The 12,972-nt window shown below is 48.3% G+C and carries 14 protein-coding genes; 9 read left to right on the forward strand and 5 right to left on the reverse strand.

The genetic code is table 11. The annotated features are described in order from the left end of the window. The first annotated feature begins 233 nt into the window (after positions 1-233). The 3 genes from tca_RS08655 (at position 234) to tca_RS08665 (ending at position 3,520) form a co-directional block, all read left to right on the forward strand. Positions 234-1,709: an NAD(P)/FAD-dependent oxidoreductase gene (locus tca_RS08655; RefSeq protein ID WP_115892848.1), complete on the forward strand. Its 1,476-nt coding sequence runs from the start codon at positions 234-236 to the stop codon at positions 1,707-1,709. A gap of 64 nt (positions 1,710-1,773) precedes the next feature. Beyond that, a complete protein-coding gene (locus tca_RS08660) occupies positions 1,774-2,634 on the forward strand; it encodes a phytoene/squalene synthase family protein (protein ID WP_245942912.1) in 861 nt (286 codons plus the stop codon). Positions 2,635-2,653: 19 nt separating this feature from the next. Further along, positions 2,654-3,520, forward strand: a complete 867-nt coding sequence (locus tca_RS08665; protein WP_115892850.1) for a prenyltransferase — start codon at positions 2,654-2,656, stop codon at positions 3,518-3,520. Positions 3,521-3,537: 17 nt separating this feature from the next. Here the strand turns inward: tca_RS08665 and cruF are convergent, their stop codons facing one another. From cruF to tca_RS08680, 3 genes are read right to left on the reverse strand one after another with little or no spacing between them, the layout of a single operon-like run. After that, entirely contained in the window at positions 3,538-4,275 is a 738-nt protein-coding gene (gene cruF, locus tca_RS08670; protein ID WP_245942913.1) for a bisanhydrobacterioruberin hydratase CruF, read from the reverse strand. 24 nt (positions 4,276-4,299) lie between these two features. Beyond that, entirely contained in the window at positions 4,300-5,118 is an 819-nt protein-coding gene (locus tca_RS08675; RefSeq protein ID WP_115892852.1) for a carbon-nitrogen hydrolase family protein, read from the reverse strand. A gap of 18 nt (positions 5,119-5,136) precedes the next feature. Next, on the reverse strand, positions 5,137-5,691 hold the full coding sequence (locus tca_RS08680) for a manganese efflux pump MntP family protein (protein WP_115892853.1): 555 nt from the start codon (positions 5,689-5,691) through the stop codon (positions 5,137-5,139). 181 nt (positions 5,692-5,872) lie between these two features. Here tca_RS08680 and tca_RS08685 point away from each other — a divergent pair, with 181 nt between their 5' ends. The 3 genes from tca_RS08685 to tca_RS08695 all read left to right on the forward strand — a co-directional run bounded on the left by tca_RS08685 (position 5,873) and on the right by tca_RS08695 (position 8,893). After that, positions 5,873-6,859: a S1C family serine protease gene (locus tca_RS08685; RefSeq protein WP_286708877.1), complete on the forward strand. Its 987-nt coding sequence runs from the start codon at positions 5,873-5,875 to the stop codon at positions 6,857-6,859. A gap of 68 nt (positions 6,860-6,927) precedes the next feature. Further along, positions 6,928-7,824 carry a MoxR family ATPase gene (locus tca_RS08690; RefSeq protein ID WP_286708878.1) on the forward strand — a complete coding sequence of 299 codons (897 nt, stop codon included), beginning with the start codon at positions 6,928-6,930 and terminating at the stop codon, positions 7,822-7,824. Continuing rightward, entirely contained in the window at positions 7,784-8,893 is a 1,110-nt protein-coding gene (locus tca_RS08695; protein WP_286708879.1) for a VWA domain-containing protein, read from the forward strand. Before tca_RS08690 ends, tca_RS08695 begins: the two co-directional genes overlap by 41 nt. Here tca_RS08695 and nucS read toward each other — a convergent pair. Continuing rightward, on the reverse strand, positions 8,890-9,642 hold the full coding sequence (gene nucS, locus tca_RS08700) for an endonuclease NucS (RefSeq protein ID WP_048061145.1): 753 nt from the start codon (positions 9,640-9,642) through the stop codon (positions 8,890-8,892). The two genes, tca_RS08695 and nucS, sit on opposite strands and share 4 nt — an antisense overlap. Before the next feature lie 194 nt (positions 9,643-9,836). Between nucS and tca_RS08705 the strand changes: the two genes are divergently transcribed. Further along, positions 9,837-11,234, forward strand: coding sequence for a M48 family metallopeptidase (locus tca_RS08705; protein ID WP_286708880.1), 1,398 nt, complete (start codon positions 9,837-9,839; stop codon positions 11,232-11,234). Positions 11,235-11,266: 32 nt separating this feature from the next. Here the strand turns inward: tca_RS08705 and tca_RS08710 are convergent, their stop codons facing one another. Then, positions 11,267-11,614, reverse strand: a complete 348-nt coding sequence (locus tag tca_RS08710) for a hypothetical protein (protein ID WP_115892858.1) — start codon at positions 11,612-11,614, stop codon at positions 11,267-11,269. 148 nt (positions 11,615-11,762) lie between these two features. On the opposite strand from tca_RS08710, the gene tca_RS08715 reads away from it, so the two are divergent. After that, positions 11,763-11,993, forward strand: coding sequence for a ferredoxin (locus tag tca_RS08715; RefSeq protein ID WP_010877421.1), 231 nt, complete (start codon positions 11,763-11,765; stop codon positions 11,991-11,993). Further along, on the forward strand, positions 11,974-12,972 hold the full coding sequence (locus tca_RS08720; protein ID WP_269899372.1) for an alpha/beta fold hydrolase family protein: 999 nt from the start codon (positions 11,974-11,976) through the stop codon (positions 12,970-12,972). Before tca_RS08715 ends, tca_RS08720 begins: the two co-directional genes overlap by 20 nt.

Consider the following 12,972-nt stretch of genomic DNA (forward strand, 5'->3'; position numbering starts at 1 on the left):
TTTAGTTGATTTAATGGACTGGTTAGTGTGCGATAACGTGCTGTTCCTTTGATTCTTCAGTTAAACTGATTTAAGGATCAGAGGGGACATTGTTCATCCACCCCTCCTTTTCACATCATATCTATGGGTCAACACATCCCTGTTGCTGCACATTTAAATAATGAAATATCCATTTAATGAAGTTTTTATATCTGCTTCAACATAACACTATTAATATGGTCTGTGGTGGTTTTATGAATATTGTGATTGTTGGAGCTGGATTCGGGGGAATATCTGCGGCGGCACTCCTTGCACAGAAGGGGCTGGAAGTAACTGTCATTGAGAAGAATGAGGGTCCTGGGGGACGTGCAAGCGTCTACAGTGAGGGGGGATTCACCTTTGACATGGGACCATCATGGTACCTCATGCCAGACGTCTTTGAAAACTTCTTCGCAGAGTTCAATGCCAAGCCAGAGGATTTCTATGACCTTAAAAAACTTGAACCAGCATACCGCGTATTCTTCGACGGGGGAAGGGTCGTTGATGTATCATCTGATATTGAAAAGAACTATGAACTCTTTGACAGCTTTGAGGAGGATGGTGGTGAAAGACTCAGGGAGTACCTGGAATCAGCTGGTAAACTCTACGACTCGGTTGTGAAGGAAATGCTCTACAGGGACTACAGGTCAGTCCTGGACTTCCTTAATGGAAAGCTCCTGCTACAAGGATTGAGGCTCAACATACTCGAATCTCTTGAACACTTCGTTAAAAGGCGATTTAAGAGTGACGAGGCCCGCAAGATACTCCAGTACTCAATGGGATTCCTTGGAAGCGCACCCCAGAACACACCCTCAATGTATCATATAATGTCCCATATCGACATGACCCTCGGAGTCTTCTACCCTGAGGGGGGTATAAGGAGGGTTGCCCAATCAATATATGAACTCGCCCTTGAACATGGAGCCAGATTCCACTTCAACGAGGAGGTCAAAAGGATAGAGGTAATCGATGGAGTGGCAACATCTGTCATAACCGACAGGAACATCTATGAAGCTAATGCAGTCCTGGTGAATGCTGATTACCCCCACAGTGAACTGGAACTCCTTGATGAACCCCACAGGACCTATGATGAGACATACTGGGAGTCTAGGGTAATGGCGCCATCAGCCTTTGTAGCCTACCTCGGAGTTGACAGGGTTATAGATGCCCTTGAACACCACAACCTCTTCCTGGAGAGGGACTGGGCCGATAAATTCCAGGAGGTATTTGACCCCAGGAGGGCGAGGTGGCCAGAGAGACCATCCTACTATGTGAATGTACCCTCACGGACAGATACGACTGCTGCCCCCCAGGGATCAGACACCCTCTTCATACTGGTCCCCCTCGCCCCGGGCATGGAGGACAACGAGGAACTCAGGGAGGGCCTCTACCGGAGGGTGATGGATGACCTTGAGAGGAAGGTGGGTGAAAATATACGGGACCATGTCGTTGTAAAGAGGATATTCGCCATAAATGATTTCAGGGACCGTTACAATGCATACAAGGGCACAGCCCTGGGGCTTTCCCATACACTGAGACAGACAGCCCTCTGGAGACCATCACATAAGAGCAAGAAGGTTAAGAACCTCTATTACACAGGACATTACACCCACCCCGGCATAGGCGTCCCGATGACACTTGTCTCATCACAGATAGTCTGCAATGAGATAATGGAGGATACCGGAAGGTAAAGGGTTGCTGTAATGACTGCAAATTTTTAGACCTTTAAACCTTAAAAATAGTCTAATGGGTGATATGTCTTTGATTGACAAGAAAATTTACTCAATATTTAAGAGGGGAAGTAAAACGTACTTCTACAGTACACTTTTCTTCCCAATGGAGGTTAGGAGAGACGTTTTTATACTCTACAGCTTCCTTCGAAAGGCCGATGACTACGTTGACCGGGTGCCGCAGGATACTGATGGCTTCTATGACTTCGTGGAAAGGTACAGGAGAGCATACTCCTGTGAAATCACAGGGGACGTGGTGGTTGACTCATTCGTGGAACTTTCAAGGAGGAAAAAATTTGAAGATGACTGGACAGAGGCCTTCCTGAGGTCCATGGAGATGGATATAACAGTATCATCCTACAGTACAATGTCTGCCCTCGAAGAGTACCTCCTTGGTTCATCAGAGGTCGTGGGGCTCTTCATGGCATCCATAATGGGCCTTGACCCTGATTCATACCACTATGCAAGGTACCTTGGAAGGGCCATGCAGTACGTTAACTTCATAAGGGACATTGCAGAGGATATTGAGCTTGGGAGGCTCTACTTCCCCCTGGATGAACTTGAAAGGTTTGGACTCGAATCCCTTGATCCTCATGAGATAAGGGGGAGGGAGGATAATTTCCGGTCATTTCTGAGGGCCCAGATAGACATTTACAGGGACTGGCAGGGAACAGCGGAGAGGGGCTACCGGTACATCCCCTACCGTTACCTGGTACCCATAAAGACAGCGGCTGACATGTACATGTGGACATCAAGGATCATTGAAAGGGACCCCATGATAGTCTACAGCCGAAAGGTGAAGCCTTCAAGGGGCCGTGTGGTCTCAGGGGCGGTGTTTAACATATTCCGCCTCATGGGTTCCATCAGGGTCAGTGGAGGCCCATGATCGTCGGGGCAGTGTTCAGATGAAGACTATACTGGAGTATATGGGGTTTCTCTTCAGGATATCCAGGTTCAGGTTCTGGATCTACACCGGTGGGACCTATGTTATAGGATACACCCTGGCCGCGTCAGGATTTGCAGATTTCCTCTCACCTGCCTACTACCTCTACCTGATATACTTTTTCTTTCCGGCCAGTATCTTCATATATGGGGTTAATGACTGGTGGGATGAGGAAACCGACATTCTGAACCCCAAGAAGGGCTCCAGAGAACATATGCTGGCCCGTGATGAGAGAAAAAGATTGAAGAGATCGATAATACTGGTAACCGTCATCAGCTTCCTTATGATGCTATCACAGACACTTACGGAGGCCCTAATTTTCATGGGATTCCTTTTTTTATCATACTTCTACAGCGCACCCCCACTTCGCTTCAAGGAGAGACCATTCCTGGATTTCTCATCCAACTACCTCTATATAATGCCGGGTATATTCGCATACAACCTTGCATCGGGCGCCCTTCCGGACCCGCTGATCCTCTTTGCCGGTTACTGCCATGTTGCAGCCATGCACATCTTCTCGGCCGTACCTGATACTGAATATGACAGAATTGCAGGTATAAACACCACCCCCGTTTTCATCGGCAGAAGACCGGCTCTCGCAATTTCAGCCTTCTTCTGGTTACTGCTATCCATTATAACAGTATGCATTACAGGATTCCATCCACTGAGCTTCCTGGTATTCATATACCCGGCATTTTCCCTTTCAGTGCTTCTAATAAGGAGAATAAGAATAGAGAAGATATACTGGTATTTACCCCATGTTAACACTGCCCTCGGCGGCCTTCTATTCCTTGCACTCATAAACTACAGGGTGTTTCACTGGATATAACCCATCAACGGGACACTTCACCATAACTTAAACCTGGCTGTTCTTAATATGAGTGCAATGAGCATGAGGCCTGCAATGAAGGGTATCTCAAGGCCAAGGAAGAGGCAGGCACCTGTCCAGAAACACATTATCAGGTAAAGGCTTGATACAGCACCATTACCCATCTCCTGCAGGGAGTCACCGGTCACTGCCAGTGAGATCAGTGCAGCCCCCAGACCTGAGAGAATCCAGCCCGCGAAGTTCTGTAGTGGAACCCCATAGAAGATCCCCGGATTCACCCACACCCAGAATTTGAGGGCAACTGCAGCCGGGTCAATAACCACGTCGGTTAATGCAGCAATAAGGGCTGCCAGGATCAGAAATTTAACCCTGCCCTCAACACACTCCTTTGCAAGGTAGGCGGATCCAAGGAACAGGGGTAGCCACGCGAATGGAACCGTGAAGGGGGTGTAGCCGAGTATCTTCAGGCCGATCATATCACCGTAGTAGAACTCAGAGTAGGGAAAACCGGTTATTATGGCGAGGGTTTCAATCGAAATTGCATAGATGCCAAGAACGAGTATCAGTAAAAAGCCACGGGACCCGAGGCTCCTTATGGTTGATATGAATGATGGAACAGCCATTGAAATTATGAATATAACTGATACGATCCAGTAACCCTCTATTCTCATGCCAGTAACAGGGTATGAGCTCAGAGCAAGTATGATACCCGTCAGCAGTATCAGCAGGGAGGTCCTTCCGGCTTTATCAGACATGCTGAACACCTTTATGGATCATGATCATACTCCAGATCTCCAGCCGTACACATCAGGCCTTCTGTTTCTCAGAAGGGGAAGCTCCCTCCGGATCCTCTCCACGGCTTCCAGGTCAATATCTGCTGTGATCACAGAGGGGGATGCATCGGCCTCACAGACGACAGATCCCCAGGGATCAGCGATCATGGAGTGGCCATAGGCAACATAGGACGCTGAGGGGTTCCTTGCAGGTGATGCAGCAACACAGTAGCACTGGTTATCCAGGGCCCTTGACCTTACAAGGAGCCTCCAGTGGGCCGGTCCGGTTGTCATATTGAATGCCCCAGGGAATATAAGGACCTCTGCACCCCTTAGGGCCATCATCCTTGAAAGTTCAGGGAAACGCATATCATAGCATATCCCCACACCCATGATGCAGTGGGGAGTTTCTATAACGGTCACGGAATCGCCTGCAATCAGGCTATCTGATTCCCTGAAGCTTATCTCTCCGGGAACATTGATGTCGAAGAGGTGGACCTTGCGATGCTTCCCGATGATGTTCCCACCATCGTCCATCACAAAGGAGGTGTTGTAGATGCCCTCGGGTGTTTCCTCGGGGATGGAACCTGCGACCAGATGGATCCCCAGTTCCCTGGCAATTGACCTCATGGTTCTTATGGAGTATCCATTCTCATCCTCTGCATACTCTGAAAAAAGGTTTACATCGTAGGGGCATGTGAACATCTCAGGAAGGACAATGAGCCGGGCGCCTCTCTCAGCGGCCTCCACAATCATCTCAACGGCAGTACCAACATTCTCCTCTTTATCTTCGGTTACCTGCATCTGGCATATTCCAAGCCTCATAGAGACACTTCCACAAATTCAGGTGAAGGAAACATTTTCCAGGAGGATCTTAAGACCGATGAGGATGAGGATCAGGCCTCCAATGGCCTCAAGACGGTTTTCAAATATGTGGCCCACCCTTTCGCCTATGTAGCTACCGGCAAGTGATAGTATGAATGTGATGAGACCTATGACAATTACCGGGAGCCATATGGATATGTCAAGGAGGGCGAAGCTCACACCCACTGCGAAGGCATCGATGCTGGTTGCAATTGAGAGTACAAGGAGTTCACGGTAACTGAAAATGAATTCTTCCTCCTCCATGATCAGGCTTTCATAGATCATTTTAAGGCCTATTATGAGGAGCAGAATGAATGCTGCCCATGGTGCAAGGGCTGATACGAGCCTCTGGATTTCAAGACCAGACACCCATCCAAGAACTGGCATGGCAGCCTGGAAGGTTCCGAAGGACAGTGCGGATATCAGGGCGTAGTTTGTCTCTGATTCATGGAGTGCAAGGCCCCGGCTCACGGATATGCTGAAGGCGTCCATTGCAAGGCCAACTCCTATGAGCACCATTGATAGAAGATCCATTATTATCCTCTCTTACCTTAATAATCATACCTTCTTTCTTACCCTATTTAAACCCACCACCCCCAGGAAAACCTTTATATATAAGGACTTTTAATAACTTAATTTAATTAAAAATTCAGTAACCTGAAAAAGGTTCCAGAACCTTTAAAATAAACTTAAAAACCAATTAAAAGTTAGAAAAATGATTGAATCAAAAGATAATAACAAAGGATCTGATTTTAGTGAAACAGAACTTGAAGAGCAGGAAATAATGGATGCCTACTCAGAGGCTGTTATGGGCGCAGCCGATAGAGTGAGCCCCTCAGTTGTAAGGGTAACAACGGTGGCCCGATCAAAAAACAGGACAGTGGGTGGAGGTTCAGGTCTCATATACACTGAATACGGGCATATAATCACAAACAGTCATGTTGTCCACGGAGCAGAGAGAATTGAAGTAACACTGAACACAGGGGAAGAGTACCGGGCAACTGTTGTTGGTGATGACCCCCACACAGACATCTCGGTCCTGAAAATCGAACCTCAGCATGAACTCAGAACACCTGAATTTGCAGACTCCAGGAGGGTGAGGGTGGGACAGCTTGCCCTGGCAATAGGCAACCCCTTCGGGTTCCAGTTCACAGTAACAGCAGGAGTTGTGAGTGCAACCGGCAGATCCCTGCGGACCATGACAGGGAGGCTCGTGGATGGGGTTATACAGACAGACGCAGCACTAAACCCTGGAAATTCAGGCGGACCACTGGTTGATTTTCGCGGAAGGGTCCTGGGGATAAACACGGCCCTTATAAGACCTGCTCAGGGGCTTTGCTTTGCAATACCATCAAATACAGTCAGGGAAGTCGCAGATAAACTCATAGAGGATGGTAAAATAAGAAGGGCCCACCTGGGAGTGGCCTGCCAGAACATGGTGCTGAAGCCAGAAACAGTTGAGAAACTGAAACTGAATTCGGATAGGGGAGTTATGGTTGCATCACTCTCAGATGGTCCGGCAGGAGATGCTGGAGTCATGCGTGGTGATATCATAATAGCCCTCGACGGCGAAGCAGTTGAAACAGTCGACGACCTTCACAGAATCCTCAATGAGGAAAGGATCGGCATGGAATGTGATCTGGATGTTATAAGGGGGTCTGAGATCTTTAAAATCCATGTGAAACCATCAGAACTGGAATAAGCCCATCTAAAGTTTTATTAAGAGGGGGTGCCAGATTAATTCTGGAGACCCCATTGGCAGTGGTTTGAATGAATACAACTGAAAAGCTGGATAAAATCGACACATCACTCAGAAATGTGGGATACATACCGAGCAGGGATATCATCATAACCCTTTTTCTCTCATCGGAACTGAAAAAACCTGTTCTCGTGGAGGGCCCGCCCGGGACTGGTAAAACACTTCTTGCTAAAAAAACTGCAGAGGCACTGGGAAGAGAGTTCTTCAGGATACAGTGCTATGAGGGCATAACCTTCGAGCAGATAGTCGGAGAATGGAACTACCAGAAACAGCTTCTGAGCCTTGAAAAGTCACGAATCCACGGATCCGATGAAGACGTCTTCAGGGAGGATTACTTCATAAAAAGACCACTCTTATCAGCATTCATCAATGAGAAACCCTCACTGCTCCTGATAGATGAGATAGACAAGGCAGATGAGGAGGTCGAGAGTTTCCTCCTCCAGGCCCTGGGGGAGAAGCAGATAACGGTCAATGACCTTGGAACCTTTGACCTGCGAAATGATATAATGGTTTTCCTCACCTCCAACTCCCAGAGGAACCTCCTCGACGAGACAAGGGACAGGTGCCTTTACATCCACATTGATTACCCTGACCCTGAACGTGAGATGGAGATCGTGAGGTCTCACGTCCCATCAGCACCTGAGGGCCTAATCAGGGAAACTGTAATGCTCATAAACAGGATAAGGGGACTGGGAATCATCAAGAAACCCTCCATAAGGGCCACCGTGGACTGGATCAGGACCATCATGGCCCTTGGAAAGGATAGCTTGGACTCTGATACGCTTAAGGAAACCCTTGGAGTTGTTATAAAGAACAGGGCGGATGAAGCAAAGGTCCTTGATCTTGTGGAATCGGTTGAGGGGAAAGATGAAGAGGATAATTCATCTCTCAAACATTTTAAGGGATAAGGGAGTCCCTGTAAGTGTAAGGGGCACCATGGACGCATCTGAGGCCTACCGGATATTTAAGGGGAGGCTTGAACTCAGGGATGCCCTCTTCTCGGTTTATGTTAAGGACGTGAGATACGCAGGCGCATTCATGGAGGCCTACGAGGAGGTCTTCGGAGTTCCAGCAGAAAGTGAATCAGATGGATCAGGGGAAAGCGAGGGGCTACATCACCTCAAGGCATCAGAAAATTTTTCAGCTAATTCAGAGGTTGAGATGGGAATTGAGGAGATTGCACAGCTCAAACCTGAAATTGAGGAGTTAACTGACCCTTCAATGGATGTGGCCGCAGTCATGGACAGGGACATGTCCACCCTCAATTCATTCGACCCGGAGATATTTGAGCTATGCCGCAGACTTGGAATAAAAATTGCCAACAGAAGATCAAGGAGGCTACGCCAGTCCAGGAGGATGAAGCCGGATATAAGGCGGAGCATAAGGAAGAACATTAAACATGGGGGCACAGTGCTTGAACTTATACGCTCAGAACCGAGGGAGAGGAAGAGCCAGCACATATTCCTCAGTGATGTGAGCGGGTCTTGTGACTGGATAAGCAACTGGTTCTTCTGCATAATCTACGCAGCCCAGCGCACATTCTACCGTTCACGATTCTTTGACTTCGACAGCCGAATAGTTGAGACAACCCACCTGCTGGATGAGGACGACCTCTACGATGCCTTCAGGAATCTCAGGGAGTCAAGAATCAGGAATTTAATGATCCACGGAACATCCAATATGTACACAGCATTCAGGGATTTTATTGAAGGCGTAACCTTCACAGGAAAATCATACATAGTTATCCTCTCAGACTGCAGGGACTGGGCCGGTCCAAGGAGGGATGGTATCCCTGAGAGCGTTGAACTGGTAGCTGAGATGTCAGAGAGGGCCCGGAAGGTTCTGATACTTAACCCTGAACCTGAAAAGAAGTGGGACGTCGTGGATAGCTGTGTTTCACTTTACCGGGATGCCGGGGCAAGCGTGATGGAGGTCAGGACACTCAGACAGCTTGCAGAGGTTATAGAAAGGCTTTAAAGGAAATTATCCAGTGTAACGCCCCTGTTTGATCTCAGCTCCCGTGGGGGTTCGATCTCCCTGAACTCAAGGCCCTCCTCCTCCAGCATCTCCATGGCATCATGGGTTATGGATGGAGCCACGAGAACACCACGCACACCCACCCTATCCTCCCTGAACTCATCAACATACCTTTTAAGCTGTTTAACTGCACTCACTCCGGCCTTCCTGCTTTTAAGCTCAATTATCATGAGGGAACCATTCTCATCCTTTCCCAGTATGTCAATGAAGCCTGAAGTGACGGCATACTCCCTTGCAACGGGCCGGAAACCCTTCTCAATGAGGTGGGGGTGCATGATTATCATATCACCCATATCGTTCTCATGACCTGCAACCATGAGATCATGGACGTCCCTTGCAAGGTAATATGATACAAGGTGGGCCTCATGGATTTCGACCTCAAGGCGCTCTTCAGGGTCCCTCCGGATACTCTCGAGGTAGAGGCTGCCCCTCTTGATATAGGCACGTGACCTTGATTTGGGTGGCTGCCAGTTAACAGGATCCACCTTACGGTCCTGGTGCACCATGAAGGTCCCATCGGGTTTTATGACGATCAGCCTTTCACCGGCATCAAGCCTGCTCCTTGCACGACCCTCATAGGATGCACTGCAGCAGGCGAGTATCACCACAAGGGCCCTCTTCCTTATACCATCCTCTATTAAACGGTAGGCCTCCTTTATCGACGGATTTTCAGATACCTTGCACTTCATGCAGTTCACATTCAGCGTTTATTGAAAAGTTCAGTCAGTTAACTGTAACTGGTACTCAGTGATCGCAGATCACCGGGCAACTAAATCTACCCTGTCAGTGTAAATATTAATATCGACCCTGATATAAACTATAGTCTGTCTGAGAGATTTTATGTCTACCTTACGAACTGTGAGCTGGAGAAAGTTGTGTGTCCATGATAAAGGAGTTTTTCATAGGAACCGAGATATCGCCTGCATATTACGGGGAGCTACTTGATTTCATCTACCGTTACTACCTCATCCCCGGAGAATTCACTGACATCAGAAAAGAGGCCCTCAAAATAGCTTTCAGGGCTTTAAGGAATGATGGGGTGATATACGGGGAGCTTATTGGAGGCGGGGACTTTAAACTGATCCTGGATTACCCCCGGAATCTTGAGGAATGGGCCCACTCAATATACGCGGATATATTCACATCCATCCAGGTCTTTGAGGATGTCCTCCGGCAGCACACAATATACTTTGCCTGGGTGGAGGGGGAGGATATAATCCCTGAAAAACCCCCCACGAGGAGGGGAATGGCGTCCAGGGGGATATTCGGAAGCAGCATGCTCCTTGTCTATGTACTGTTCTTCGGGGTGAACATAATCCTCTTCGTAATCCTTGGCTTCTATGCTGTTATCGCAATTCTCCTCATGCAGCTTGGAATAATCCTCCTCTCTGACAGGATATACGCGAGGATGGGGGAGTGGGTTCTCACAAAGGATAATCCCAGCGTACACATAGTCCAGTTCCAGCTTCCAGAGGATGAATTCAGGTTCTTTATAAAGACAATGGGAGAAGATGCGGTTGTCAGGATAAAAAGGGAGATCTATGATGCTTCACTTGCAAATAAAAGGCCCCCCACCTGTGATGACGCCCGGAGTGTCCTGGAGAGGCATGGATTCAGATGCAATCCCCTTTATGAGAGGTCAAGGACGGTGAACCTCTACAGAATAGTTGAAAGAGCCGCATCAGCCTTTGGGATACCGGTACCGAAGGTGGTGCTTGCAAATACCATGATAGCAAACGCTGCAGCAACTGGTCCAGGTCCAGGGAGGGGGCTGGTGCTTGTAACCACTGGCCTGGTTGTTCAGCTCACCGATGATGAGATCCTTGCAGTCATAGGACATGAGATGGGGCACCTGGTTGGACGGGACCCGATCATACTCTTCAGCATAGTCTCAGCTGAGTTCATACTGAGGCTCACAGTGCTCCTTCCCGTGGTTATCATTTCACCCATACTCTACATAATCGTTGCAATGGGCGTAATATTCTTCGTGGCAAAGTTCTTTGAGGCCAGGGCCGACCTGCTATCTGCAATGACCCTCGGTAAACCTGAGGTACTGGCCAGGGCCCTCAGGAAGATAGGTTACCAGAAACTTGCCCTGGAGAAAAGGGGGTCACAGAGGATAACTGGCTGGACAGCATGGGATCCGCATCCACCCATATATTTCAGGATAAACCGTCTCGAAAACCTCCGGGATTACAGGAACATTAAGAGCCCACTTCTTCAATCTGCAGGGGATGTTATAAGGGGCCTGAAGGAGGCCATTCTCAACATGTTCTCCTGATCCAGGATACTGGACGTCCTTGAGGGGGGGCTTCAGATTATCCTTGAGAGAATGCATTCAACGTCTTCAAGTTTTATCCCCTCAGGTCCAGGGATTCCATACCTCCTGCATTTGTACTCCACTGATTCACGGTTCACGATGCATTCAAAGGGGTCACTGCACTCATCATGGCTGTAGCTCTCCTTCCCGATTAAATCTTCGAGTTCAACTATGGCATCCCTGATGAGATCATCTGCATCCATTTTAAGGAGTCTGTCAAGGAAGTCGTTCTCCATGGACCTATCCTTCCCGAAAAATTTTTCAAAGGATCTCCGCTGCTGCATACCCTTGTAGATTATTATGAGTTTGTCCTGAAGTTCCAGTGCATCAATCCTTCTCATTTAATCATCCCGCATGATCCATCATCAGGTATTTTTAGCAACAACCGCGGCTCATTCTCCTCACAACCATCAGCTGCTCCATCCATCACCAACTATTTTTAGCAATAGCCCCATATTAATATTTGACTTCAGTTTTTAGGGTGACATCATGTACAGGCTTGAACTGGATAGAACGATGTGCATATCATGCGGAAACTGCATTGACAGCTGCCCGGATCTATTTGAATTTGCAGATGATGGAATTTCATCCATTAAAGGTGTTGAAATTTCTGATATCCAGGCACTTGAACTTGAGGATCCATCCTGCAGTGAAAAGGCTGCAGGTAACTGCCCGGTAATGTGCATAAAGCTTTACAGGGATGGAGAGGAGGTTCTGTAACAATGAGATGGGAGGCGAATTGATGGGGGAGATTCCAGCATCCTATTTCAAAATCGAAGAATTCCAGTTTGAATCAGGAGAAAAAATCCAGGAGGCTCCCGTTGAGTACAGAACAACAGGGAAACCATCCTTTGATGATATGGGAGTAATAGATAATGCTGTTATATACATACATGGCTGGAGCGGGGACTGTTCATCAGTCAGGAGGATAGCTGCCCTTACAGAGCCGGGAGGGGCCCTTGAGAACTTCTTCGTAATCTCTATAAGTTCCCTTGGATCACCGGGCTCAGCATCACCATCCACAACAGCGATGGGAGCGGATTTCCCGGAGTACACCATCCTCGACATGGTCAACTTCCAGAGGCAGTTCTTAGATGAAAAATTCGGGATAAGAAAGGTTAGGGGAGTTATAGGCACATCCATGGGCGGTTTCCAGGCCCTTCAGTGGGCTGCGGAGTACCCTGATGAAATGGAGTTCCTCATACCCCTTGTGACATCATGGCGAGTGCGCGGTATAAACTATGCACTCTTCAGCTACATGAACCACCTCATCGAGGAGGACCCGGAATTCAGGGCAGGCAGGAGGCCTGAGAGGGCACTTGCGCTGGCCTCGATGCTCATGTACCTCCACGGACTTTCAAGGGAATACTACCAGGGCCTCGAAAATGCTGAACTTGAGTCCTCAATGATGGATATGGGTTCTGAGGGGGCCCTCATGGACCCCTATGACGTTATCTGGAGAAACAGGGCCGCCATGAAACATGACCTCAGCGGGAAACTGGAGAGTATCAGGGCCCGCACCCTCATATTCGGGGTGAACCAGGACCGCTACTTCCCACCTGAACTTGATACAATCCCGATGGCTCAACTAATACCGAAAGCAGAACTTGTCCTATTCGATTCAGAGTGCGGACACCTCGGGGTGAATGAGATAGGAAAATACAATGAGATTATAGTGTCATTTATTGGTGGTGATTGA

The sequence above is a fragment of the Methanothermobacter sp. EMTCatA1 genome, assembly GCF_002356395.1.
Taxonomy (GTDB): Archaea; Methanobacteriota; Methanobacteria; order Methanobacteriales; family Methanothermobacteraceae; genus Methanothermobacter; species Methanothermobacter thermautotrophicus.